General features: G+C 62.9%; 15 protein-coding genes and 1 tRNA gene. 8 read left to right on the top strand and 8 right to left on the bottom strand.

Features of this window, described 5'->3' with window-relative positions:
• Window positions 1-51 precede the first annotated feature (51 nt).
• Window positions 52-1299: an ABC transporter substrate-binding protein gene (locus tag AB656_RS06460; RefSeq protein ID WP_033504186.1), complete on the bottom strand. Its 1248-nt coding sequence runs from the start codon at window positions 1297-1299 to the stop codon at window positions 52-54.
• 252 nt (window positions 1300-1551) lie between these two features.
• Between AB656_RS06460 and AB656_RS06455 the strand changes: the two genes are divergently transcribed.
• Entirely contained in the window at window positions 1552-2577 is a 1026-nt protein-coding gene (locus AB656_RS06455) for a LacI family DNA-binding transcriptional regulator (protein ID WP_033504188.1), read from the top strand.
• A gap of 77 nt (window positions 2578-2654) precedes the next feature.
• On the opposite strand, the gene gndA is transcribed toward AB656_RS06455, so the two are convergent.
• The 5 genes from gndA to metG all read right to left on the bottom strand — a co-directional run bounded on the left by gndA (window position 2655) and on the right by metG (window position 13772).
• Window positions 2655-4118, bottom strand: coding sequence for an NADP-dependent phosphogluconate dehydrogenase (gene gndA / locus AB656_RS06450; protein ID WP_033504189.1), 1464 nt, complete (start codon window positions 4116-4118; stop codon window positions 2655-2657).
• A gap of 162 nt (window positions 4119-4280) precedes the next feature.
• Window positions 4281-6857, bottom strand: coding sequence for a KUP/HAK/KT family potassium transporter (locus AB656_RS06445; RefSeq protein ID WP_081924982.1), 2577 nt, complete (start codon window positions 6855-6857; stop codon window positions 4281-4283).
• A 174-nt stretch (window positions 6858-7031) separates the two neighbouring features.
• On the bottom strand, window positions 7032-7988 hold the full coding sequence (locus AB656_RS06440; protein WP_033504191.1) for a TatD family hydrolase: 957 nt from the start codon (window positions 7986-7988) through the stop codon (window positions 7032-7034).
• A gap of 42 nt (window positions 7989-8030) precedes the next feature.
• Entirely contained in the window at window positions 8031-11186 is a 3156-nt protein-coding gene (locus tag AB656_RS06435) for an HAD-IA family hydrolase (protein ID WP_051905468.1), read from the bottom strand.
• Window positions 11187-11909: 723 nt separating this feature from the next.
• The gene (gene metG, locus AB656_RS06430; protein ID WP_033504255.1) at window positions 11910-13772 is read right to left on the bottom strand and encodes a methionine--tRNA ligase; all 1863 of its coding nucleotides are present in this window, start codon (window positions 13770-13772) and stop codon (window positions 11910-11912) included.
• A gap of 627 nt (window positions 13773-14399) precedes the next feature.
• Here metG and AB656_RS06425 point away from each other — a divergent pair.
• Both AB656_RS06425 and AB656_RS08130 read left to right on the top strand, forming a co-directional pair.
• Window positions 14400-14981, top strand: a complete 582-nt coding sequence (locus AB656_RS06425) for a hypothetical protein (protein ID WP_051905467.1) — start codon at window positions 14400-14402, stop codon at window positions 14979-14981.
• 44 nt (window positions 14982-15025) lie between these two features.
• A complete protein-coding gene (locus tag AB656_RS08130) occupies window positions 15026-15397 on the top strand; it encodes a variant leucine-rich repeat-containing protein (protein ID WP_236681865.1) in 372 nt (123 codons plus the stop codon).
• Window positions 15398-15472: 75 nt separating this feature from the next.
• Here the strand turns inward: AB656_RS08130 and rsmI are convergent, their stop codons facing one another.
• On the bottom strand, window positions 15473-16396 hold the full coding sequence (gene rsmI, locus AB656_RS06415; RefSeq protein WP_051905497.1) for a 16S rRNA (cytidine(1402)-2'-O)-methyltransferase: 924 nt from the start codon (window positions 16394-16396) through the stop codon (window positions 15473-15475).
• 178 nt (window positions 16397-16574) lie between these two features.
• Here rsmI and AB656_RS06410 point away from each other — a divergent pair, with 178 nt between their 5' ends.
• The 4 genes from AB656_RS06410 to AB656_RS07975 all read left to right on the top strand — a co-directional run bounded on the left by AB656_RS06410 (window position 16575) and on the right by AB656_RS07975 (window position 19913).
• On the top strand, window positions 16575-18254 hold the full coding sequence (locus AB656_RS06410; protein ID WP_414630306.1) for a dolichyl-phosphate-mannose--protein mannosyltransferase: 1680 nt from the start codon (window positions 16575-16577) through the stop codon (window positions 18252-18254).
• A gap of 172 nt (window positions 18255-18426) precedes the next feature.
• Window positions 18427-19116: a VTT domain-containing protein gene (locus tag AB656_RS06405; protein WP_033504193.1), complete on the top strand. Its 690-nt coding sequence runs from the start codon at window positions 18427-18429 to the stop codon at window positions 19114-19116.
• Between the two features lie 179 nt (window positions 19117-19295).
• Window positions 19296-19368, top strand: a tRNA-Ala gene (locus AB656_RS06400).
• Window positions 19369-19748: 380 nt separating this feature from the next.
• Window positions 19749-19913, top strand: a complete 165-nt coding sequence (locus AB656_RS07975; protein ID WP_156097190.1) for a hypothetical protein — start codon at window positions 19749-19751, stop codon at window positions 19911-19913.
• 156 nt (window positions 19914-20069) lie between these two features.
• Here the strand turns inward: AB656_RS07975 and AB656_RS06395 are convergent, their stop codons facing one another.
• A complete protein-coding gene (locus tag AB656_RS06395) occupies window positions 20070-21797 on the bottom strand; it encodes a pyruvate oxidase (protein WP_033504259.1) in 1728 nt (575 codons plus the stop codon).
• Window positions 21798-22983: 1186 nt separating this feature from the next.
• Between AB656_RS06395 and AB656_RS06385 the strand changes: the two genes are divergently transcribed.
• Window positions 22984-25263 (top strand): alpha-galactosidase, encoded by a 2280-nt coding sequence (locus tag AB656_RS06385; protein ID WP_051905466.1) that lies wholly within the window; start codon window positions 22984-22986, stop codon window positions 25261-25263.
• The last annotated feature ends 16 nt before the right edge of the window (window positions 25264-25279 follow it).

Here is a 25279-nt window from a genome sequence, read left to right as displayed (position 1 = left end):
TAGCGCTCGTCTTATCGGTCTCGCGGCCGCTCTTGAGATTGTTTACAGCGATCACTGCACTGCCGCCATCTTGGCATCAACGTTCCTGGCCCAGCCATCCACGTCTTCCGAACCCATGAGCAGACGTTGGGTCTCCGCTTTGAGTTCGGTGGAGAGTACGTCTGGCTTGACGAAGAAATTCGTGACGAGGAAATACTTGCCTGTTCTGACATTGTGCTCGTATATCCAGCGATACTGAGGAATCACCTGGGTCGAGAAACCTTTGACGGTGATCGCGTCGCCGTTACGCGAAAACTGCTCCAAGGACCATTTGCTCGACAAGAATGTCAGGAACTTCTGCGCAGCCTTGAGTTTGTCGCCGGACAGACCGGAGTAAATGGCGTAACCAGGAGACGGCGAGCCCTGCGCGTAGTTGGTCATGCCTTTGCGCAGGACCGGCATAGCCCCCAGGCCCCAATGGATGCCCGACTCAGAGAAAGCCGGGAAGTCCCAAGGGCCAGTGCAAATCATGGCAACTCTGCCGTTGGTGAACTCACTCTTCATGTCATCCGCGCTCATACCGACAACGTTTCTGGAGACCAAGCCTCGCTCGTATAGCTTAAGCCAGGCCTCGGTAGCCTCTTTTTGGTCTTGCCCGGGGGTCTGGGGCATTTTATCGACCAAATGCCCGACATCCACACCCCTGCTTTCGTATAGGGAGCCTTGGAAACCGTCGGTGATTCGGCTCGGTGCCTCGGATATGGTCTCCAAGTATGGAGTCACTCCAACATTCTTGAGCCTGGCGCACAAGTCCAGGAAGCCATCCCAATCCTGAGGGACATCCTTTGCGCCCACCTTGGCCAGCAGGTCCTTGTTGTAGACGATGCCGGATGCCCAAGAGGACAGAGACATGCCATAAACCCTGCTGCTTTGGCTGACGAAGTCCTTGTTGGTCTTGTCTATGTCCTTCATGAACGGCTCATCGGTCAGGTCACGCACATAGTGGTTCTTAATCAAATCGGCCTTGTTCTCTGACGTGATGATGAACACGTCGGGCGCCTGGTTGCCCACCAGCCTCGTCTGCAAGGTCTGGATGTACTCGGGCGTAGGCGGTGAGAAACTGAAATCCACTGAAATATCAGGATTACGCCGCTCGAATTCGTCAATGAACGGTTTCATGGTCTGCTCGTTATACCACGATAGGAAGCTGAGCGTCGTACGGCCACCGGCATTGGCGGAACCGCAGGCGGACAGAGGCAGCAGAAAGACGCAGGACCCTAGCAGGGCGAAGACCCTTCGGACGACCTTGGCCAGATTCATGATTCCTCCTTGGATCAGTATCCGAACCGCAACATCTGTGCAACAAACCGAATCACAGCACTATTGATACGATTCAAATTTGCTGACTAAAGATATACCACGTTAGTTGAATCGTGTCAAACAATCCGACTCCCACTTTCCCGCTTCAGGTTCGGCCTCATCCTAGAATGGAAGCCAGAGCGCCGTAAATCACCTCAGGAGTCAAGGCAATGCCAGGTTTCATGGCGATCCATTGACGGAAAGGCCGGGCAGATGGTAACGATGAGCGATGTGGCCAAGGAGGCCAGGGTCTCCAGAGCCACAGCCTCGTATGCCCTGCGCGGCGACACCCGAATAGCCGAATCAACCAGGAACAAGGTCGTCGAAGCTGCGCGCAAGCTCAACTACACCGCTAACCTATCCGCCAGAAGCTTGAGATCAGGCAAAAGCGGCATCATCGGCGTCGCCATCTTTGAGCTCGACAAACCTTACCCTTCCCAGATGAGCGCCACCCTCTCGCGGAAAATCAACGCATACGGCATGCAGGCGATCATCCAACAGACCTCGATATCAAAACGAAATGAAATCTCCATCCTGCAAAGAGTCACCAGTCAGTTATGCGACGGCACCATCTTCAGCCCAGGATCCATCAGCAATGAGGAAATGCGGGCGCTGACAGACGGAAAGCCGATGGTCCTGCTCGACGACCCTTCCCTCCACCCTGCCTTCGACAGCGTGATGACCGCAGGGACAGCAGGTGCGCGGACGGCCGTAATGCACCTGATCTCAATCGGATGCAGACGCATCATAGTGATAGGCGCCAGCTTATCGACCATGAATGACCCGGCAAACGCGAATACTACAAAGACCTTACGCTTGCGTGGCTGCCTGCAAGCTTTTCAGGAGGCGGAACTGGCGTTTGACGACACTACCTTCATCAATGCCGACCACTGGGACCCCGACACAGCCCGAAACATCGCCCACCAGCTCATAGACTCCGGGCGTCAGTTCGATGGGGCCTTCTGCATGACGGATTCCCTGGCCTTAGGATTCATGCGCGGACTTGCCGACCGACAGGTGTACGTGCCACAAGACGCGGCATTAGTAGGATTCGACGGCATCAAAGAGGGCGGCCTCTCCCTGCCGTCACTCACCACCGTGCAAACCGACTTGGATGACTTGGCTGCCAAAAGCGTCGGCATGCTTATGGAACGCATAAACCAGCCACAGGCCCATCTGGAACCACAGCAAATGACAGCCAATTACAAACTCGTCGTCAGGGAGTCCTCCAGGCGCTAAGCCACAGCCGGCGCGACTGGTGGGCTTAACGATTTGACCCACCATCGCTCCGACCCAGCTAGAACTGAGATAGGCGCTCAGGCCTTGATTTCGGACTTGTCGCCAGCCCACAGGGTGTGGAAGGCACCGGGCTCGTCCACGCGCCCGTAGGTGTGGGCGCCGAAGAGGTCACGCTGGCCTTGGATCAGGGCTGCGGGCAGACGGCGGGAGCGCAAAGCGTCATAATAGGCCAGGGAGCTGGAGAATACCGGGGCAGGCAAACCAGCCTGGGCCGCCCGAGCCACCACGCGCCGCCAGGAGTCCTGCGCGCCCTCCACGGCCTTCTTGAAGAAGGGATCGAAGAGGAGGGAGCCGAACTGCTCGCCCGAGCCGTAAGCGTCGGAGATGCGGTTCAAGAACTTGGCGCGGATGATGCAGCCGCCCCGCCAGATGCGGGCGATGGCACCCAGGTCGAGCGTCCATCCGTAAACTTTGGCGCCTTCCTCCATCTCGTTAAAGCCCTGGGCGTAGGCTACGATCTTCGAGGCGTACAGGGCCTGGCGAATATCCTCGATGAAGGCGCTGCGCTCCTCTGGGTCCGCGGCCAAAGCCGCGAAGGCACCCTCGGCCTGGGGACCGCCTAGGCCCTTGGCCTCGGCCTCCTGACGCAAGGCGGGAGTAGAGGAAAGCCCGCGAGCGAAGACAGCCTCGCCAATGCCCGTGACCGGCACGCCCAGCTCCAGGGCCGTCTGCACCGTCCAAGTGCCCGTGCCCTTCATACCGGCCTGGTCGGTGACGATGTCGATGAAGGGCTTACCGGTCTTGGCGTCCATATGGTGGAGCACCTCGGCGGTGATTTGCACCAGGTAGGAGTTCAAATCACCCTTATTCCACTCCTCGAAGACCTGGGCGATGGCCTCGGGCTCCAGGCCCAGCCCCCGACGCATCAGGTCGTAGGACTCGGCGATAAGCTGCATGTCGGCGTACTCGATGCCGTTGTGGACCATTTTGACGAAGTGTCCGGCACCGTCGGTGCCGATGTGAGTCACGCATGGCTCGCCCTCGGCCACCGCCGCGATCGACTTCAAAATCGGTCCCAGGGTCCTCCAGGATTCCTCGGTGCCCCCAGGCATCATCGAGGGACCCAGCAGGGCCCCCTCCTCGCCACCGGAGACCCCGCAGCCCACGAAGTGCAGGCCCCGGGCGCGGATGGCCTGCTCGCGGCGGATGGTGTCCTTGAAGTAAGCGTTGCCGGCGTCGACGATGATGTCGCCGGGCTCCATCAAATCGGCTAAGGCATTGATCATGTCGTCGGTGGGCTCACCGGCCTTGACCATGATGATGGCCGTGCGCGGGCGGGTCAGGGAACCCACGAACTCCTCCAGGGTCTGAGCGGGGACGAACTTACCTTCGGAGCCATGCTCGGTCATCAGGGTCTGCGCGCGCGAGTAGTGGCGGTTGAAAACGGCCACCGTGTTGCCATGCCGGGCCAGGTTACGGGACAGGCTGGCCCCCATGGCCGCCAGACCCACTACACCGATGTTCGCTACAGCTTCAGTCATATGAAGACACCTTTCCCAGGGGCACGCCTGCAAGGGCGGACCCGGTTCATCACTTGCGAATCGCTTCCGAGTCTATCCCAATCCAAACGACAAGTCCCGGGGCGCAAAGGCTGTCCCCGGGACTTGATCAGCTGTGAGCAGGAGAGACCAGGCAGTTCCGCCTCAGTTGCCTTGGTCGGCGGTCGAAGGCTTCGCCCCCTTACCCTTGCGCTCAGACGTACGCTCCCTGCCCTTGGCTTTGCCCTCCACCTTTTCCGCGGACTCATCCACCGCATCGGTCGTAGCAGCGGCTGCAGAGGCCCCAGCCTTAGCCTGCGTGGCCTCCTGCCCGGCGCCGGTCTTGGCCTGCTGGGCCCCTGGCTTCTTCGCCCCCTTGGCCCACTTTTTTTTATGAGACTTGGGCAAGGACACCCGGTTCAGACGCGGAACCGAACGAGTGGTGACGAAGAGGGGCTGCACTTCGACCAACGGATTGTAGGGGGCCAAACCGAACCACTTGACGGGGTTGCCGGCCATATGACGGATCGCATACTTGACTGTGAGCGAAACCGCTCCCCTAGTGGTGATTTTGGATTCAGGCATCAAAGCCTTGTGAATCAGGACGTAGGTGATTGTGCCGATCTGCGGGTCTTCGTCCACTTTCGGATAGGTGGAGGTCTGCCGGGGCAGCTCCCCGCAGTCGATCAGCTCGTGCATGATCTGGTGCAGGTAGGTGGCCACGTTCTGGTCCACCTTGAAGCCCAGGCGCATCCGTACCCGGAAGAGATAGTTGGTGCCGAAGTTCTCGACCGAGTATTCGCGGGTGAAGGGGGCGTCGGTGGTCTGCACCGAGACGGCCCACCAGGCGCGCGCCCGCTTGGGGTGGTCGGCGAAAATCGAGAAGAAGATGTCCGTGTCCAGGCGGCGCATCTCGTTGTCTGAGGTCAGGTAGACCAGGTTGTCGGCGAAGTAGGGGATGCGGAAGTCGTTGTGGAGCATCTCCATGGCCGGCAGGCACTCCTTGGGCGTCATATGCCGCCGCTGGGAACGCTCGACCTTGGTGCCTTCCATCCAGGTGTACATGACGAATAGAATCGCAGCGGTCAGGAGCATGGTGAACCAGCCGCCGTGCATGAACTTGGTCATGGACGCCAGGAAGAAGAGGGGGTCAATGGTCAGGAAGACCACCGCGAAGACCACCGCGAAGACCTTGCGACCGTGGCACCACAGGTGGACCATCAAGAGGATGGTGGTCGAAATCATCGTAATCGTCAGCGCCAGACCGTAGGCGGCGGAGATGTGCTCGGAATCCTTGAAAATCAGCAACACAGCCGACGTGGCCGCGCACAAGACCCAGTTAATCGTGGGGATGTAGAGCTGACCGCGGGTCCTGGACGGGTAGCGCACCTGCAGGTGGGGCATCCAGTTCAGACCGGTGGCCTCGGAGACCATCGTGAAGGCGCCGGTGATCAGGGCCTGGGAAGCGATGATGCCGGCCGTGACCGACAGGATGACCGCAGGATAACGCACCGTGGTGGGCATCATCTGGTAGAAGGGGTTCATGTCGGTGACCCCGCGCAGGGCCGGGTTGTCGGTATTGCGCAGGATCCAAGCGCCTTGGCCGAAGTAGTTGAAGACCAGGGCGATGTTGATGAAGGGCCAAGTGGCGTAAATGTTGCCGCGCCCCACGTGACCCATGTCGGAATAGAGGGCCTCGGCGCCGGTGGTGGACAGGAAGACCGTGCCCATGATGGCCAGACCGACAGGATTGTGCGGGCTGAACATGAATTCAATGCCATAGACCGGGTTCAGGGCCGCGAAAATAGACCAGTCGCCTTGAATGCGGTACAGGCCCATCAGGGCCAGGAAGGCGAACCAGACCATGACCACGGTGCCGAAGACGTGGCCGATGCGCTCAGTGCCGCGCGACTGGACCGCGAACAGGACCAGGACGATAATCATCGTGATTATCATCGTCAGGTTAGGAGCGCTCTTGAAAACGGAGGTCAGGGCTGGTATGGTCCTCAAACCCTCCACGGCGGAGGAGATCGACACGGCCGGGGTAAGCACCGAATCGGCCAGGAAGGCGGCGCCGCCCAGCATGGCCGGAATGGCCAGCCAGCGTCCGTACTTGCGCACCAGGGTGTAGAGGGCGAAGATGCCGCCCTCGCCCTTGTTGTCGACATGCATGGCCACCAGCACATACTTGACGGTGGTGACTAGCGTGAGCGACCAAAAGACCAAGGAAAGCATGCCCAGCACCGCGGACCGGTCCACGTTCTGGATGCCGCCCTGGCCGGCGATGAAGGTTTGCAGGGTGTACAGCGGCGAGGTTCCGATATCACCGTAAACCACGCCGAGGGCGACGACCGCCATGCCTATGGTCACCCTGTCGGGCGAGGACTGCACCTTGCGCCACCAGCGGCCTAGGGGGCCACGGGCGGGGCGCTGCTTGCGCCTGGCTCTGCGCTGGGCCTCGCGCCGGACACGCTTGAGCTCGGCCTCCTCCTCGCGGGTGCGGGACTTCTTCGAAAGCTTGGGTGCCTTGGTAATCGACTCGGAGAGTAGGATGGAATCCTGTTGGATTTGCCGCGGCGACTGAGTTTGCTGAGTCAGCTGCGCGGGCTGGGGCTGCCGCTCCCGGGCCGTTTTGCCCGTCCTGTGAGCGTCCGCCTGAGCAGACTGCTGGGATAAGCGGGGCGGATCATCCGCTTCCTCGACGCCCTCTTCTCGGGACGCGCGGCGCTGATCATTGGACATGCAGCCCTCCATCGGCCGGCCCACGGCCTGCTTAATGCTCTATGTTAACGCTTATAGCGCACATAGGGCCCATATGGCTCCATACGCACGCGACGACTACCGTAGCACCTTTTATCCCCAGATACGCAATCGGCGGCCAAGATTCGACGGCGCACAGCCCGGCCAACCGTCCCCTTAGAAGCCGTAGACCCGCCGGGTGGTCTCCCTCGTGGCCTGGGCCACTTGCTCCAAGGGCAGGTCCAGTGCATCGGCCATCGCGCTCAAGGTATAGGGAATCATGTAAGGGGCATTGGCCCGACCCCGGTAGGGCATGGGCGCCAGATAGGGGGCGTCCGTCTCCACCATGATGTGGTCCAGGCCCACGACCGACAGGGACTGACGGATGCCCTCATTGCCCTTGTATGAGACGCTGCCTGAACACGATAAGTACCAGCCATGCTCTGCGGCCACCTGGGCCATGGCCGCGTCTCCTGAGTAAGAGTGGAAGACCGTGCGCTCGGGCGCCCCGTCGGCCAGCAGGGTCTCAATCACCTGGGAATGGGCGTCACGGTCGTGAATCTGCAGGGGCAGGCCCAGCTCCTTAGCCAAAGCGATGTGGTCGCGGAAGGCCTGGCGCTGGATGCCTTCGGCCGCCGCTCCCGTACGGTACAGGTCCATGCCGGTCTCGCCTATGGCCACCACTTCGCGCGGGTGGGCTTGGGCCAGCTCAGCAACTCGGGAGAACGCCTCCTGGTAGGGGATGTCATGCCAGGTCTGGTAGTGCACCGGCAGTCCGTCAGGCCCGGGGACACCCCGGTGCCCATGCAATACGGCCTCGTTAGGGTGGATGGCCAGACCAGCGTACACCACCCCTGGATGCTCGGCGGACAGCTGCACGGCCCGTTCCAGATTGAGCAGTTCGCAGCCCACATCCAAAAAGGCTTCGACGCCCACCGCTTGAGCCTGGTCAATCATCTGATCGACGCTGTAGACCGGGACCGGATCCTGCCCACGCTCCCGCGCCTGCCGGTCCAGCTCGGCCGCGAACGGCGGCACTGAGGCCAAGTGCGTGTGGTCATCCGCCACCCGCACCCCGTCCGGCAACTCCTGCGGGGCCGGCGCCCACTGACGCTTCCGATGGTGTTTGCTCATGCCGACCAGTCTAGGAGCGGGTGCGGCCCTTGCCGGAAACCCTCAAACCTGGCGGTCCTGACCGGATATGCGCAGGGTCAGGGACGGGCCGTCCAGGCGCTCGGTCTCGACACCATGGGAGGTGACCTTGAACTTGACGCGGGAGTTGCCAATCGTGAGCCGGTAGGTCAGGGACTTCCAACCCTTGGGCAGGCGCGGGTCGATCTCGATGTGGGTGCCGCCAGTGTCCCGTAGGCCGCCGAAGCCGCAGACCAGGGTGGACCAGACGCCGCCCGCCGCAGCCAGGTGGACGCCGTCGATCGTGTTGTCGTGCAGGTTCATCACGTCGGCGAACAGGGACTCCTGGAAGTAGCGCAAGGCCAAATCCTGGTGCCCCACCTCCGAAGCGATAATCGCTTGGGAGGCCGCCGAAAGCGTGGAATCACCGGTGGTGAGCGGGTCGTAGTAGTCGAAGTCGGCGCGCTTGCCTTCGGGGTCGAACCAGGAGGAAAGCAGGTAGAGGGCCAGGACCACATCGGTCTGCTTCAATACCTTGTGGCCGTAGATGGCCAGCGGGTGGTAGTAAAGCAGGAGGGGACGGGCCGGGCAATGCTCGAAGTCCCACTTGGGACGGCTCATGAACTGAGCGTCCTGGGCATGGACCCCCTCCTCTTGCGCGTAAGGCAGGAACATGGCTTCGGCGGCCTCACCGAACCGCTCCAATTCGTTCTTATCCAAGCCCAGACGCTCCTTAGCCCGGTTCAGGCCCTTCGGGTCTCGTTGGGCCAGGTCTTGGATGGCCATGCACGCTGAGCGCAGGTTGAACCGGGCCATTTGGTTGGTGTAGAAGTCATCGTCCACCATCGCCGTGTACTCATCGGGCCCGGTCACGCTGTAAAGGTGGAAGCGTCCGTCAGGCTGGAAGCCGCCGAGCGAAAGCCACATGCGCGCCGTCTCCACCAGGAGGTCCAGCCCCTCGTCCGCCAAGTAGTCGTCATCACCGCAAACCAGGCAGTACTGGGTGACCGCGTAGGCGATGTCCGCGTCTATATGGTATTGGGCGGTGCCGGTTGGGAAGTAAGCGGACCCCTCCTCGCCGTTGATGGTGCGCCAGGGGAAGAGCGCCCCGTTCAAGCCCATCGTGGCAGCCCGGCGACGGGCTGAAGGAAGCATCCGATAGCGGAAGTGAAGCAGGAGCCGAGCCCGCTGGGGATCCGTGTAAATCAGGAAGGGGAGAATGTAAATCTCCGTATCCCAGAAGTAGTGGCCGTCATAGCCAGTGCCGCTTAAGCCCTTGGCGCCCACACCGTTCGTGATTTGCGCCGTGGACTGGGCCAGTTGGAAGAGCTCCCAGCGGGTCACCTGCTGCGTACGGTCGCTCTCGGGGTCATGGCCGTCCTCGATCTCGATGTCGGCGCGCTCCCAGAAGTCATCCAACCAGTCCCTCTGACGGGCGAAAAGCGCCGCCGGCCCGGACTGCTCGGCCTGGGACAGGGTTTCCGCGCACCCCTCCAAGAGCCGGTGGGCGTCATCGCCCGCCGAGCTGACCGCCAGACCCCGGCGCACGCCCAAGGGGTGCAGGGGGTAAGAGTGGTAAGCGACGTAACGGACCAGGCAGATTGGCGAGCCAGGACGAGCCGTGAGCTCCCAGATGCGGCCCGGCAGCCGCCGCCAAGCACCGTCGAAACCGTTCTTGTCCCCTTCGTTCTCATCGACCCACTGGCTGATTGCCATGGCCATGGTCAGGCGGGAGTTGTTGGCGCGGAAGACATGGCTCTCCCAACCCGAGGTGGAGGACTCCGTGGGCGCGCCCGAATCCTGCATCAGGCCTGCGCGGACCAGGCTCTCAGCATCCGTGGCGGCCGGTTGGTTCGGGGATAGCGAGATGGCGGGGGCGGTGTCAACCACCTCGTGAATGCCGCAGCCGCCTATAAGGGTGGACTTGCGTGGGTCGTCGCTGGCCACCAGGCCGGGCGCCTCCACATTAATCCGCCCATCAACGCAGACCTTGACCTCCCTGTCCGGCGACTCAACCCGCAGGCGGGTCACAACGAGGTTCGGGTCGAACAGGCAGGCCATGCGGTCCATCGCTACCCGCAGCCGCGCCCCGTCGGCCAGCCGGTAAAGCCTGGTCATTGTGGCCACGCCCGTATGGAAATCCACCCGCTGGCTGTAGGACTCAGCCTCGACCAGGGGGGCTCCGTCGGCGCGCAGAACGAAGCCGGCCGCGTCTGGCACGCCTTGGATGACCTGGCCCACACGGGCGTAACCGTAAGCGCTCTCCGGGTGCTTGATGTCGTATGTGTCGTGGAAACCGCTCAGGAATGTGCCATTGCCCAAGCCTCGCGAACCACCGCTATCCCCACGAATGCCGATGTTGCCGTTCGCCACGGAGAAGAGGGTGGCGCTCTCCGGGCGGGGCGGGCGACGCTCCTCGAACCCCCACGGGTCGTTCGGATAGTCCTTGGGGTCAAGCCGCTCCCGGTCCTGGAAACCGGAGCGCCGGCCGCCGCTTTCAATCAGCTCGATAAGGTCGCTGACCACCCGGTCGGCGCCCGCCTCCAAAAGCCTCGCCCGGCCAGCCCCCCGGTCCACGCCTACGACCAAGCCGAAGCCGCCCGAACGGCCCGCCGCCACGCCAGACAGTGCGTCCTCGACCACGACGCAATCCTCAACCCGCTCCTCCAGGAGCTGGGCGGCGAATGCGTAGGTATCGGGGGCGGGCTTGCCCTTGATCCCTTTCTCGGCGCGCACATTGCCGTCTACGACCCGGTCGAAGAAGTTACGGATGCCAGCCACCCTCAGCACGGTGTTCGCGTTGCGGGAGCTGGAGACCACAGCCAGACGCTTGCCTGCCCCGAGCAGGTGCTGAAGAACGTCCACCGTATCGGGGTAGGGCTCAATGCCCTCCCGCTCCAGCATGCGCTCGAAAACCAGGTTCTTGCGGTTGCCCAGGCCGCAGATGGTCTCCTTGTCCGGGCTATCGTCGCGCGAGCCCCAGGGCAGGTGGATGTCGCGGCTCTTGAGCAGGCCGGCCACCCCGTCATAGCGCGGCTTGCCGTCCACATACGCGAAGTAATCCTGCTCGGTGTAAGGCGCTGCCCCCTCCGGCAGCACTTGGTCGAACAATTCTTTCCAGGCCCGCCGATGCAATTTCACGGTCGGCACGAGCACGCCATCCAAATCAAAAAGCACGGCCTCAGCTTGAGAAATCTCCATACGCTCGATTCTATGCGCCAGCCCCCACCGCCCCTAACCGCCAACCTCAGGCGCGCCGTGCTGCCCGGAATTCAAAACCCTGTAGCCGCAAGGCAAGGGACCAAAACCGCCAGCATGGTGCGGGCGCGCGAGAGCCCAGTAATCAGCTGTGGGGTGACTCTTGGAGGATGCGGACATTCCAGGCCCCAGCTCGATCGACCCGATTTCGCCGCAAGATGCGCAAGCCAGCCGGGCCAAGGGCTAAGCGAGGGGCGGGACGTGCTGGACAAGTGCGCCAAGGACCAGGGGGTTCACGCTTAAACGAAGTTTGAGCCCGTCGCGGCGCGTCCGCGCGCCAATGAAGAAAAGCCCGGCGGGGGGAGCCGCCGGGCTTTGAGAAGAGAGAGAAGAAGGAGATTCAATTATGGGGTTCAAGTGGAACCTCACCGGCTGTGTGCTCCGCCGGTAATTCATATATAAGCAGGCCTGCCTGCATGCCACGGGGGCAAAACCTCAAAATCCCCTAAGAATTTAGTATTGAATGCGTGAAGGCAACCTGCGACCCCACCGAAGACTTAGCAGGTAGCGGCTAGCAGGACCAACAAGCCAGTCATCCCCGCAAGCCAGTATTTCGCTGAACCGCGAGTCATCGCCTTGCATGCAAGCCGCATCACCTCGCCCCCCCCCCCATCTGCGCCGGAAGCGCCGTCCGCGCGCACCCGCTGCTGGGACGGCGCTAGTTGGTCAAGACTGAAGCTTGGCTTGTTCGGCTTCGTAACGGGCCTGGGCCTTGGCTTGCCGCTCGTCCAATTCGGCCTGGAATCGGTCCAGCTCCTCCTGCACGGCCTCCTTGGGGATCTTGGCGAAGATGGGAGAGGGCTTGGGCACCGGGGCGCCGGTGGTCAGCGGCTCGCTCTTCCAAGGGTGCACAGTCTCGCCCAGCCGGTAATCGCCGGTGATGATGGGATACTGGAAGCCAGGCTTATCCAAATCCTCGACCTCCTCCACCCGGGGCAAGGGGGAGAAGACGCCCTGGCCGCCCAAAGCCTCGAAGACCCGCTGGGCCGAGTGGGGCAGGAAGGGCGCGAGCAGGTGGTTGGCATCGGACACGGCCTGAGCCCCAGTGACCAAGACCGCCGCCAGGCGCTCCGGATCGTCCTTGATCTTCCAAGGCTCGGTGGCGGAGATGTACTTGTTGATGTCGCCCACCAGGGCCATAGCCTCGCCCAGGGCGGCCTTCTGCCGCTGGCGGTCAATCAGACCGCCCACCGTGTCGAACGCAGCTCGGGACTGGTCAAGCAAGGCACGGTCGCGCTCGTCCAACTTGGCCTCGTTAACCGGCGGAATGCTGCCGAAATTCTTGTTGAGCAGGTTGGCCACCCGGTTGACCAGGTTGCCCCAGGACGCCGCCAACTCCTCATTGTTATGGCGCACGAACTCGGCCCAAGTGAAGTCGGAGTCGGAGGATTCCGGGCCGGCGACCGAGATGTAATAGCGGACCGCGTCCACCTGGTAGCGCTCAAGGATGTCCTTGACGTAGATGACGATGCCGCGCGAGGAGGAGAACTTCTTGCCCTCCATAGTCATGAACTCGCTGGCCACCACTTGCTCTGGCAGGTTGAGCTCGCCGAACTCGCCAGGCTGGCCGCCCTTGGAGCCCTGCCCGTTGTAAGCCAGGAGCTCGGAGGGCCAAATCTGCGAATGGAAGGTGATGTTGTCCTTGCCCATAAAGTAGTAGCCCAGGGACTGCGGGTCGTTCCACCAGTCCCTCCAGGCCTCCGGCCGTCCCTGCCTCCGGGCCCACTCGATGGAGGCCGACAGGTAGCCGATGACCGCGTCGAACCACACGTAGAGCTTCTTGCTGGGGTTGTCGATCCAGCCGTCCACCGGGACCGGGATGCCCCAGTCGATGTCGCGGGTGATGGCCCTGGGCTTGACCTCGCGGAAGAGGCCCAGCGAGAAGTTCAACACGTTGGTCCGCCAACCCTGGCGGGTCTTGAGCCAGGCTTCATTGGCCTCCGCCAAGGCTGGCAGGTCCAGGAAGAAGTGCTCGCTCTCCTCGAAGCGCGGGGTTTCGCCATTGATTTTGGAGCGCGGGTTGAGCAGCTCGTCCGGGTCCAGCTCGTGGCCGCAGTTGTCGCACTGGTCGCCGCGAGCGCCCTCGTAGCCGCATATGGGGCAGGTGCCTTCAATGTATCGGTCGGGCAGGGTGCGGCCGGTGGAGGGCGAAATCGCCACCTTCTGCGTGCCCTTGTAAATGTAGCCGTTATCCAGGCACTGCTTGAAGAGCTCTTGCACCACTTGCTCGTGGTTGCCGGTGGTGGTGCGGGTGAAGAGGTCGTAGGACAGGCCCAGCTTGCATAAGTCATTGACGATGACCCGGTTGTAGCGGTCGGCGATCTCCTGGGCGCTCACACCCTCAGCCTCGGCCTCCACCAGGATTGGGGTGCCGTGCTCGTCGGTGCCCGAGACCATGAGCACGTCGTTGCCTTTCATGCGCTGGTAGCGGGCGAACACGTCCGAGGGAACGCCGAATCCGGCGACATGACCGATATGGCGGGGCCCATTCGCGTAGGGCCAGGCGACGGATACAAGAATCTTGCTCATGCCTGCCAGATTATCGGCCTCGGGGTACAAATGGCGGAAACTCGCGCCTGCGAGCGCCCGGAAGCATCGGTGACCCGCCACTTATCCACTTGCCCCCAGCGGTGGATTCATAAGCGGAACTGGGGCCAGTGGACGGAAATGGGCATCCATGCACATTTTTGCCCCCTGAAAAAGTGGATGCCTCCCGTATCATCCACTTGCTCCCCAGCCACGGGATCAAACTGGCAGCCACGCCGAAAGCCCGCATAGTGTCTTCGCATGACACTGACAAGACAAGCGGAATCCGGACACGGGACCGCGACAATGGAACGACCCGCCCCTGCTCCCGCTCAAGCTGCGACCCCCCGCGACGGTGGACCACCGACCCGCAGGAGAGAAGCCCGGCTTGCAGCGCCCGTGCGACCGGCCTTTGCGCGTCCGGCGTCCGCGCGGCCAGAACTTGCGCGCCCACCGTCCGCGCAACCTTCACCAGCGCCCGCGAGCAGACGCTCCTGGAGCCAGCCCACCCTTGACGACCGCCTGGGCTTGGAGCCTGTCAAACCAATCCGGCCAAATCGGACCGGGCCAAAGCAGGCGAGGCCGACCACGCCGAAGTCCGCGCCCGCCCGCCTGCGACCCGCGAGCCGGATGGGTGGTCAACCAGCCGAACAACCCCTGCCCAACCTGGTCCACTTGAGCCAGCTGCCCGGCCCCAACAGCATGCGCCTGCTGACGCAACGCCGTTTGGTAGAGCCGTTGGACGCTTCGTGCTCCTACCTGCACGAGCGCGCGACGGGCATCTTCGGCCGCGCATCCATAGTGACACCGCTGCTGCCCTATGGAGCGGCCGCCTGCAATGCCCTGGCCGGCTGGATTTGGACGGGTGGCGTCTTCCCTCCCCACCTCGACATCGTCTCCAACTCGCACTTCCGCGCCCCGGTCTATGGCCACAACCTGCGCGTTCACAACCGCCGTCTGCCGACCGAGCATCTGATGCAGCTGGGTGATCTGTGGGCCACATCCCCCTTGCGCACCGCATGCGACCTGGCCTGTGAAGACGCGCCACGAGGCAGCGATGGCGACGACCGCAAGTTGGCCTACCTCCACACCCTGATGGAGCGTTACCATGTCACCTGCGGCGCCTGCCTGAACCTGCTGGAGGCCAATCCCCGCTGGCCAGGACATGCGGTCGGCGTCCGGACCTTCCATCTCTTACGGGACATCTTGTGAGGGGCTGGCTGGGCCACGCGCCCTCCCGCAAGCGCCGGGGTGGGATGCCCAAGTCATTCGGGCGAGCGAAGACCGGTAATCCGATTGACAAACTCAAGTATTTACAAGAAGGAATGGTCCCCTCCAGCAGGCAGGCAGGGGCCGCGAGCCTTGGACCTCGCCCCAGCGATGGGCCCGCTCCGCCACAGCCACCCCTGGTCCTGACCCCGGCCGTGGCTTGCGACCCGGAGACCGATCCGGCAGTCCTGTGGTACATAGCCCGTGAGCTGCCGGAACTGCGCCGGTGGTTGGCCGCCAACCCCCGAGCCTCGCCCGAACTCCTGGAGGCCATCTCCCAACTGGGCGGGCCAGGCGTCAAGCAGGCCCTGGGCCTCCTGATGGACTACCTGGACAAGCGGAGGAACGAGGCTGACTGACCGGCACTAATCGCCGAAGACCAGCAACGGCCCCCAGAAACCCCCACGAGGGCATGAACGGCAACCGGCCGAGCCTCACTCCCCTTCGTCCCTCAGGGCCAGGACCGCCGCGTAAACCGCCTTGCGCCTGGGGCTCGTTCCGTCCGGCAGGGGGTGTTCGGCCGCCACTTGGGCGATGGCGTCCTTGACCCGCACCCCCGCCTTCCGGGAGCGCTCCAACGCCAACCTCGCCAAATCCTGTTCGGAGAGGACCTCAGGAGCGGCTGCGGCGGCTTCCTCACGGGAGGCGCCGGCCAGGACCAGCACTATCTCGCCCCGGGGCGGATTTTGCTGGATATAATCACGTATTTCTCCAATGCTGCCCCGCTCCACCTGCTCATAGGTCTTGGTCAGCTCCCGGCACAGGGCCATCGCGCGATCCGGCCCGAAAGCCTCCAGCAGGCTATCCACGGAATCAACCAGGCGGCGGGGCGACTCGTAAAAGACCATCGTGCGCCGCTCGCCCTGCAAAGTGCGCAGGTACTGGCGACGCTCGGTGGCCTTGCGCGGCAGGAAGCCCTCGTAGCAGAAGCGGTCGGTGGGCAGACCGGACAGGGCTAGGGCGTCCATGGCGGCCGATGGGCCAGGCGCGCAAGTCACTGGCAGGCCGCGCTCGATGGCCCGGCGCACAATGGCCAGGCCAGGGTCGTTAATCGTGGGCATGCCCGCGTCCGAAACGACCAGCACGCAGGCCCCGGATTCCACCTGATCCAGGAGCGGGTCGGCTTGGCGACGCTCGTTGTGGTCGTGGTAGGCAATCACCCTGCCGCCCACACGCACCCCCAGGCGGTTGGCCAGGTCGTAAAGGCGGCGCGTGTCTTCCGCCGCCACCACGTCGGCCTGGGCCAAGAGGTCCTTGAGCCTCTGGGAAGCATCGGCCGTATTCCCGATCGGAGTGGCCGCCAGCACCACGGTTCCTGCGGGCACGTCCGAACCCGCGGTCGAGACCTCGCCCGGCATCCGACCGCCACCAGGCTCCGGCCCATCCTGCTTCCGCCCTGTCATGTCTTGTGTCGATTCGCGCTGCACCTCGTTCATGCTTCCAGTATCGCCTAGGCTGGAGATGATGAGCAGCTCAGACCTTCTTTCTTCGCAGCATCACTCCGGCGGCCGTCTGCTGGCGCGCGCCCGGTGGGCCATGCTGCGCGACCGGATGGCCTGGGCCCTGCACCTGGCTGGACCCCGCCGCCTCAGTCAACGGACGCTGGGCTGGCTGGGCCCTGCGCTGATGGCCTTGTTCGCTGGCATCCTGCGTTTCGTGCGCCTTGGCTCGCCGCACGCGGTCGTCTTCGACGAGACCTACTACGTCAAGGACGCCTGGACCATGCTGATGACCGGCGAAGCCCGCGACTGGCCGGACCGGGCGGGCGCCAAGGACCTGCCAATCGACCAGCTCTTCGCCTCGGGCGACACGAACCTGTGGCTGTCCAGCGCCGAATATGTGGTTCACCCGCCGATCGGTAAGTGGTGCATCGCCGTGGGATTGAAACTCTTCGGCGGCGCAGGCAACCCGTTCGCCTGGCGGGCGGCCACGGCCCTGGTCGGCACGCTGGCGGTCCTCATCCTGTGCCGGGTGGCGCTGAGGCTCTTCCATAACCTGCCAATCGCGCTAATGGCTGGCTTCCTGCTCTCCATCGACGGCCTCGGCCTGACCATGAGCCGCACTGGCCTACTGGACAGCTTCATCATGCTCTTCGCCCTGGCCGCTTTCGCCTGTCTGCTCGCACACCGGGACTGGGCGCGCGCCCGCCTGGATGAAGCCTACGAGCGCGACCTGGCGAACCGTTCGTCCAACTTCATCGAATCCGCCGCCCTGCCGCGCTGGAAATGGGGCGAGAGCAGGAGGCAGAACGGGGGCCGCCGCCGGGCCGACTCCCGTTCCCGCCTGGTGCTGGACTCCTCAGGCCCCTTCATCGCGTGTTCCTGGTGGCGCCTGGCGGCCGCGATCCTGCTGGGATTGGCCACTGGAACCAAGTGGTCCGGCGCCTACTTTTTCGCGGTATTCGCGGTAATCTCGGTCTTGTGGGACGCCTACGCGCGCCGGCAAGCGGGCTATCGCGGCTGGCTGACCGCCGGCCTGTTCAAAGACGGTCTGCCCACCGCCGCCTATATGGTCCCCCTCTGGGCCGGCACCTACCTAGCCTCCTGGAGCGGCTGGCTCCTCCACCCGGATGCCTACATGCGGAACTGGGCCATCTCCCATCCCGTCCAGGGCCTCACCTTCCTGCCGCCAGCCTTGCGCTCACTGGTCGAGTACCACCGGCAGATGTGGCGCTTCCACACCAGCCTGGACGCCCCCCATCCCTATATGGCGAATCCGCTGACATGGCCCCTGCAAATCCGCCCCACATCCTTCTACTGGCATGAGTTGAGCGACCGCCCGGGCCTGTGCGGCCTGGCCCCAGGCTCCGAGTGCGTGGCCTCGGTCACGTCCCTAGGCAACCCGCTCCTGTGGTGGCTGGCTTGCGTCTGCCTGCTCCTGGGCCTGCTGACCACCCTCCTCTTCAGGCGGGGTGATTGGCGCTACTTGGCGGTCATCTCTGGTCTTCTGGCCGGCTGGTTGCCCTGGGTCCAGTACTTGAACCGCACCACCTTCACCTTCTATGCGGTCGTCATCCTTCCGTGGATGATCCTGTCCATCTGCTACCTGGCGGACTGGCTGCGCACCAACCTGTCCGCCCCCGCCTACAAGCGCACCTGCTCAATCGTCCTGTGGACGCTGGGACTGGTTTCGCTCTTCTTCTATCCGATATGGACGGCCATACCGGTGCCCTACTGGTTCTGGGCCATCCACATGTGGCTGCCCTCTTGGATTTGATGCAGGGTCGCCCCGCGCTCCGTTCACTTGTAATCCCCTCGCGTAGGCTCGCATCCCGCCGCTCGTCCTGACGGCAACGGTTGCTAGAGTGAGTACGGTTTGTCAATGGTCGGCGTGCTGACGCCACGCGAATCAGCGCGAGCGAGCCGCAAAATGATGGGATTGCACCGCAATGGGCTTTATCAATTGGATCATCGGTCTTCTTAAGGACCCTCGCTCCGCTATCGCCTCTTGGATCGCAATGGGCCTGGTGCCCACTTATGCCTTCATTTTCCTGATCATCTTCATCGAGACCGGCGTGGTCTTCATGCCTTTCCTACCCGGCGACTCCCTCCTGTTCGCCGCCGGGGTCTTCGCCCACGACCCCAAGTCCGGCATGGGGCTCGACGTCCTCCTGCCGGTGGTCATGCTCGCCCCCATCCTGGGCGACCAGAGCAACTACTTCATCGGCCATTTCTTCGGCCAGGCCATCCTGCGCTCGGGCAAGGTGAAGTCAATGACCCCGGAGCGTATCGCCAAAACGGAGTCCATGATTGACAAGTGGGGCCCGCTGGCGGTCTTCCTGGGCCGTTTCTTCCCCTTCATCCGCACGTTCATGCCCTTCATCTCGGGGATTTCGGGCATGAAGTGGTCCCGGTTCACGCCCTTCTCGATCCTGGGCGGTCTGGTCTGGTCCACGCTCTTCACCCTTCTGGGCTTCTTCTTCGGCGGCATCCCCGCCGTCCAGGAGCACTTCGAGCTGGTCATCGTCCTGATTCTGATGATTTCGGTCCTGCCCACGGTCATCGGCCTATTCAAGGCCAAGTTCGGCAGGAAAAAGTCCTCCCCCGCCCTGGAGGAAGCCGCCCAGCCAGGCGAATAAGCGAAAGCCGGCACTCGGCCGCGCAGACCGCCGCGCAGACCGCCGTACAGCCAGCACCTGCAAGCCGCCTCCCGAGTCCGTCTTATGGCCCAGGCGCGCCATCCGCCTTTTAAGTTTTGCGTTTGACCCTCCTTCGCGTTAAAGTAGCTGAGTTGCCCGGCTACGGTCGGGCAATGCTTGGGGCTGTAGCTCAGTTGGTAGAGCGCTTCGTTCGCATCGAAGAGGTCGTGGTTTCGATTACCATCAGCTCCACAAGCAGGGTTTTGGCTTCACCGCCAAAGCCCTTTTTTCATGCGGTTTTCCTGATGCCTCCTGCCCCTTCTTCTCATAGGCGCGGTCGGACGGCGTGGAATTTTAACACGACGGTGGACTATGCGAAAGTTACGGGCCCTGCTTCACCTTAACCGGTGAGGGCAGCAATTCGCCGCCCGCCACTTACGCAAAAAGGTGCGCGAGCAATCGCACACCTGGCCGTTCTTACTCGCTTTCTGGGGCCGGTCTGGAGGTGCAATGCGAACGTTTTGCGCCGCCGACGCCGCTATAGCGGCTAGCCCTGGCGGTTCTAGCGGGAACAGGACAGGCTCCACGACCTGATAGCCGTCGCCGCCCTGAATCAGCCAAGCCTGGTCAGCGTGGAGGATGCCCAGGTCAGCCTGGCCTCGAACGGCAAACTCCACCTCAGCCAAGCCCCCGCTCTCCCCGTCGGTTCCAACCGCCCAACCGCGATACAGCTAGTCACCGGCGTGAACAACGAGGCCCTGATCACCAGCTGGGCCCACATAGTCCTCCACCTCTAACCCGCACCGCCCCACAGCCACATATAGTTTCCTATAGTTTCCTATTCGGGCTGCTTGCGGCGGGAGCGCGGGCTTGCGGGGTATGGCCAGGGCCGCGAACCCGCGTTCAACGGATTTGCGGCCCTGAAGTCGTCAGTGGCGGGAGGGTGCCGGAGTTTAGAGGAACTGGCGCATCAGCTCGCGCAGGGGCGGCAGCTCGGGGATGCGGAACTGCTCCTTCATGTAGCCTAGGCCGAACTTCATGTAGCCCTCCGCTTCGTCCCAGACGATCTTACCGGGCAGCGGGGCCTCATCGGCGGAGGCGCAGTTGATGATCACCGGCTTGGTGGGGTTCTTGTACTTCTCGATCGCCGCGTCGAACTCCTCGTCGGTGGTCACGTTCACGCCGATACCACCGCAGGCCTCGGCGAACTTGGCGAAGTCGATGTCCGCCAGGTCGATGCCGTAGTTCTGCTGTCCAACCGACTGCTGCTCGTACTCGATGAAAGCCAGGAGGTGGTTGTTCAGGACCACCACCACTATCGGCAGCTGGTACTTGACAGCCGTCACGAAGTCCTGCATGACCATGGCGAAGGCGCCGTCGCCGCATACCGCGTAGACCGGACGGTCGGGCATGTCACGCTTGGCGGCGATAGCAGCGGGCAGGGCGCAGCCCATAGTGCCCAGCCAAGCGGAGATGACGTACTTCTGCGTGGACTTGACATCGATGAAACGCGCGCCGAAGGAGGTGGACGTGCCGACATCCACGGACCACACGGCATTGTCCGGCGCGATTTCGCTCATCTTAGTGAAAGTGCGTGAGGGCAGCACGCCCTTATGAGCCTTGCCGGTCACGTCCTTCATCCACTTGCGCCAGGTGCCCATGTTCTTGCGGCAGGCCTTGAGCCAGTCTGTCTCCGGGATCTTCTCACCCCGGGCGTTCAGCTGGGTCAGCGCGTCTTTGGCGTCAGCCACCATGCCGACCTCCACCTGGTGGCGTTTGCCGATGCGGGTGGGCTCCAGCTCAATCTGGATGGCCGGGATTTTGCCATTCAAGTAAGGGGCGTAGGGATAGTCCGTGCCCACCAGAATCAGCAGGTCAGCGTCGAACATGGCCTCGTAAGCAGGCTTGGTGCCCAGCTTGCCCACCTGGCCCAGGGCGTTCGGGTGGTCGTCGTCGATGACCCCCTTGGCCGGCATGGTCTGAATGAAAGGCAGGGAGTAGCGCTCCACGAACTCCTTAGCCTCGGCCTGCGCGCCCTTGGCGCCTACGCCGAAGAAGGCGACCGGCTTCTTGGCCCGGCGGATCATGTCGAGCGACTTGTCGATATCGGCAGGGTCGATTGCCGGGTGCTGCTGGCGGAAGAGGTCAGCGGTGGGGCGGAAGGTGTCCTCGATCTTGTGGTTGGGCACGTCGTCGGGGATGGTCAGCACAGCCACACCCTGGTGCAGGTAAGCCATGCGGATGGCCTCATCCATCACGGCTGGCAAGGTCTCGGGACCGGTGACCAGCTTATTGTAGACGGCCACGTCGTCGCACAGCTTGGGCAGGTCTACTTCTTGAAAGTAGCCGGTGTTGAGCAGGTGGGACTGAATCTGGCCCAGAATGGCCACAACAGGCACATGGTCCATCTTCGCGTCGTACAAGCCGTTGAGCATGTGGATGGCGCCAGGACCGCCGATCGAGAGGCAGACTCCCACCTTGCCGGTCAGCTTGGCCTGGGCCGCTGCGGCGAGCGCGGCGACCTCCTCGTGGCGCACCTGGGTGAACTTGACTCTGTCGCGCACCCTGTAGAGGGCCTCGACGGTGGTGTCCACCGAATCGCCCGGCAGACCGTACACGTTGTCGACACCCCAGGCCTGCATGACCTGGACCATCTTGTCCGCAGCATTGATTTTCGACATGGCGTTATCAACCTCATTGATAATTGAATCTTTACGACGAGCCCACCGTATCATCCAAAAGCCGCGGAATTCCGCCATTCCGCACCCCTAAACCATGACGATTCTCACAGTCATCTTCCTCACACCCAATCCGCGTCCAGCCCCTGACTGTGCCCCACGGCAACCGTTAGGACAGCGCCACAGCCTCACGCGCCACGGAGACGAACGCCGCGGAATCGTGGACGAACCGCCCCAAAAACAGCCCGTCCACGTCAGGCCACAACCGGGAAAGCAACCCTGGGCCAGCCGACCTCATAAGGTCCGGGCCCTGCGCGTAACGCTCAAATCTGGCTTCGTCACTCACTTGGTGGTAGACCGCCAAACCGCCACTGAAATCCTGTCCCCTTAGCCGCACCGATTAGGCACCCCTCAGCGCCCGTGCGTCGAAACCGAGGGGCCGTATAGTCGCTCCAGCGTTCAGACACGGCGCTGTCCAACCCGCCGGAAGCCGCGCGTTCCATAGGTACGTGGAGACGCGCAAACGCCGATACCCCGGTCGGAGACGTGGCCATTCCCATTCCTGGCTTGGCCCATTGGCGGCGAGCCACGCTCATCTTGGATATTTCATGCAACGACCACGGCGGTGGCATGGACTCGGAGCCGCTGAACCGAAAACGCTATCGAGTTGACGGCGAACACCTCCCAGCAAGCTTGTGAAGACACCTGGGCCACACAGTGAATCACCTCCCCCGCCTCACAAAACATTGACTCGTCGCCCTCATCGAATACGGCCCCCAGTTCGAACTACTCCAACCAGGCTCCAGAGCCGACCAGAGCCAGCCCATGCTCACTGGCGCCCGCCAGCGCACCGGCGAAAGCACAGGAATTTTGTAGACCGCGCTCCGTCAAGTTTTGACATAGCCAGTCACCGGAAACCCGGCCGACGCCCTCAAACGGGACCCGACGGACTCCCGCGAAAACCGTTTCAAATCGCGAATGCAGGCCCCCAAGAAGCGAGGAACCCCACCTGGCCCCTTCCTGCTGGAAGGTCACAAAAATAACTACAGCAGGCCACAAAACACCTGATATTCCGCGGTTTACAGCCTTGGAGGCTTTTTACGATTAAGGACTGGGACGGGGTCCTGAACGGCACAGTCGCACTCCGTCTAAGGAGACCACTCATCACCACTCGAAGGAGAGAGCGAGCATGACGGCAACACAGTCAGACCCCCAAGCCCATGAACCGCGGATCATCGTTCACGAATCCCAACGCCAATTCCACCTGACCAATGGCCTGATCAGCTACATCATGAAGGTCGACAAGGAAGGCAAGCTCCTGAACCTCTACTTCGGGGCCGCGGTAAGCGACCGCGAGGACTTCGGCCATCTGGTGGAGCTCCAGCACCGGTCCACCGCCACCTGCCGGATTGAAGGTGACCTGACCTATTCGCTCGACCACCTGCGCCAGGAGTACCCCGAATACGGCAATGGCGACTACCGCCGGCCCGCCATCAGCGTCCTCCAGCCCAACGGCTCCACCTTGATCGACCTGCAGTACGACGGCTACGAAATCACCGACGGCAAGCCTTCCCTCCAAGGGCTGCCTGCCAGCTACGCCCAGGAGAACGAAGCCACCACCTTGCTGCTGAGGCTGAAAGACGCCCAAACCGGCCTCGTGGTGACCCTCAGCTACACCATCTTCAGCGACAGTTCCATCATCGCCCGCTCCGCGCAAGCCAACAACGCCGGCCAGGAAGACCTGCTGATCGAGCGGATGATGAGTTTGAGCATCGACATGCCCGACAGCGACTACGAGATGACCGAATTCACAGGGGCCTGGGCCCGCGAGCGCCACCCGCAGACCCAGCGCCTCCACCACGGCATCCAGCAACTGGAGTCCCTGCGCAACGCCAGCAGCCACTACACCAACCCCACCGCGCTCTTCTCCCGCCCGGATTGCGGCGAGAGCCAAGGCGAAGCGCTGGGGCTCGCCTTCGTCTACTCGGGCGACTTCGACCTGCATGCCGAAGTGGACTCCTATGGCGTGGCCCGGCTTCAGCTGGGCATCAACGACGCGGACTTCTCCTGGCGGCTCAAGCCCGGACAAAGCTTCCAAACCCCCGAAGCCTTGCTCGGCTGGACGGACCAGGGCCTCAACCTCCTGAGCCGCGACTCCCACAGGATGGCCAGGGAACACATCATGCGCGCCCCCTGGAAGGACCGCGATCGCCCCGTGCTGATCAACAATTGGGAAGCCACCTATTTCGACTTCGACGAAGACAAACTGGTCGCCATCGCCTCGAAGGCCAAGGAGGCCGGCGTGGAGCTCTTCGTCCTGGACGACGGATGGTTCGGCGCCCGCAACGACGACACCGCGGGCCTGGGGGACTGGACCCCCAACCGTGAGCGTCTGCCTGAAGGCCTGCCGGGTTTGGCCAAGCGCATCAACGGCCTGGGCATGCAGTTCGGCTTGTGGTTCGAGCCCGAAACCATCAACAAGGACTCCGACCTGTACAGGGCGCACCCCGACTGGGCCATCCACACACCGGGACGGCATATGAACCACGGTCGCAACGAGTTCCTGCTCAACTTCGCCAATGCGGAAGTGGTCGACAACATCTACGAGCAGATGTACCGCATACTCAGCAGCGCGAACATCTCTTATGTCAAATGGGACATGAACCGCTATGTCTCAGAGGCCTTCGACGCGACCCGCGGCCCCGACGCGCAAGGCGAGTTCCGCCACCGTTACATCCTCGGCGTCTACGAGCTCATGCAGCGCCTGCTTGACGCGTTCCCGGAGCTGCTCATCGAGGGATGCGCCTCGGGCGGCGGCCGTTTCGACATGGGCATGCTCTACTACACCCCGCAGATTTGGTGCAGCGACGACACCGATGCCGTGGAACGAATGAAGACCCAGTATGGCACTAGCTACTTCTATCCGCCGATTTCGATGGGTGCCCACGTCTCGGTCGTGCCTAACCACCAGACCGAGCGAATCACGCCTATCCACACGCGCGGCAATGTAGCGCTCTTCGGGGCTTTCGGCTATGAGCTGGACCTGGCCAAGCTCAGCGATGACGAGATGGAAGCCGTGAACCGGCAGGTGGCCTTCTATAAGAAGTACCGCGGCATCCTGCGCACTGGCGATTTTTACCGCCTGCGCTCCCCCTACACTGATAGCCGGTGCGCCTGGATGGTGGTCTCCCAGGATCGCAAAACCGCCATTATCGGCGACTACCTGATCCTTCTTGAGCCCAATGGCCCATTCACGCGCCTCAAGCTGGAAGGGCTGGACCCGAACTACGAGTACCTGGTCTCCTGCACCGGGCCTTCCAGCATAGACGGCAAGGAATTCCGTGGCGACGAGCTGATGCGCGTCGGCATGATCGACTCCGACGCCGCCAGCGGCGAACTCGGAGGGGTCAACCCGCTGGGCAAGACGCACGACTTCGACTCCCGTCTCTTCGTCCTCCAAGCGCAGTGAGAGGCCGCCAGATCCG

This window comes from Bifidobacterium actinocoloniiforme DSM 22766, assembly GCF_001263395.1.
Classification (GTDB): domain Bacteria; phylum Actinomycetota; class Actinomycetes; order Actinomycetales; family Bifidobacteriaceae; genus Bombiscardovia; species Bombiscardovia actinocoloniiformis.
This window is presented reverse-complemented; position numbering and strand designations above follow the sequence as displayed.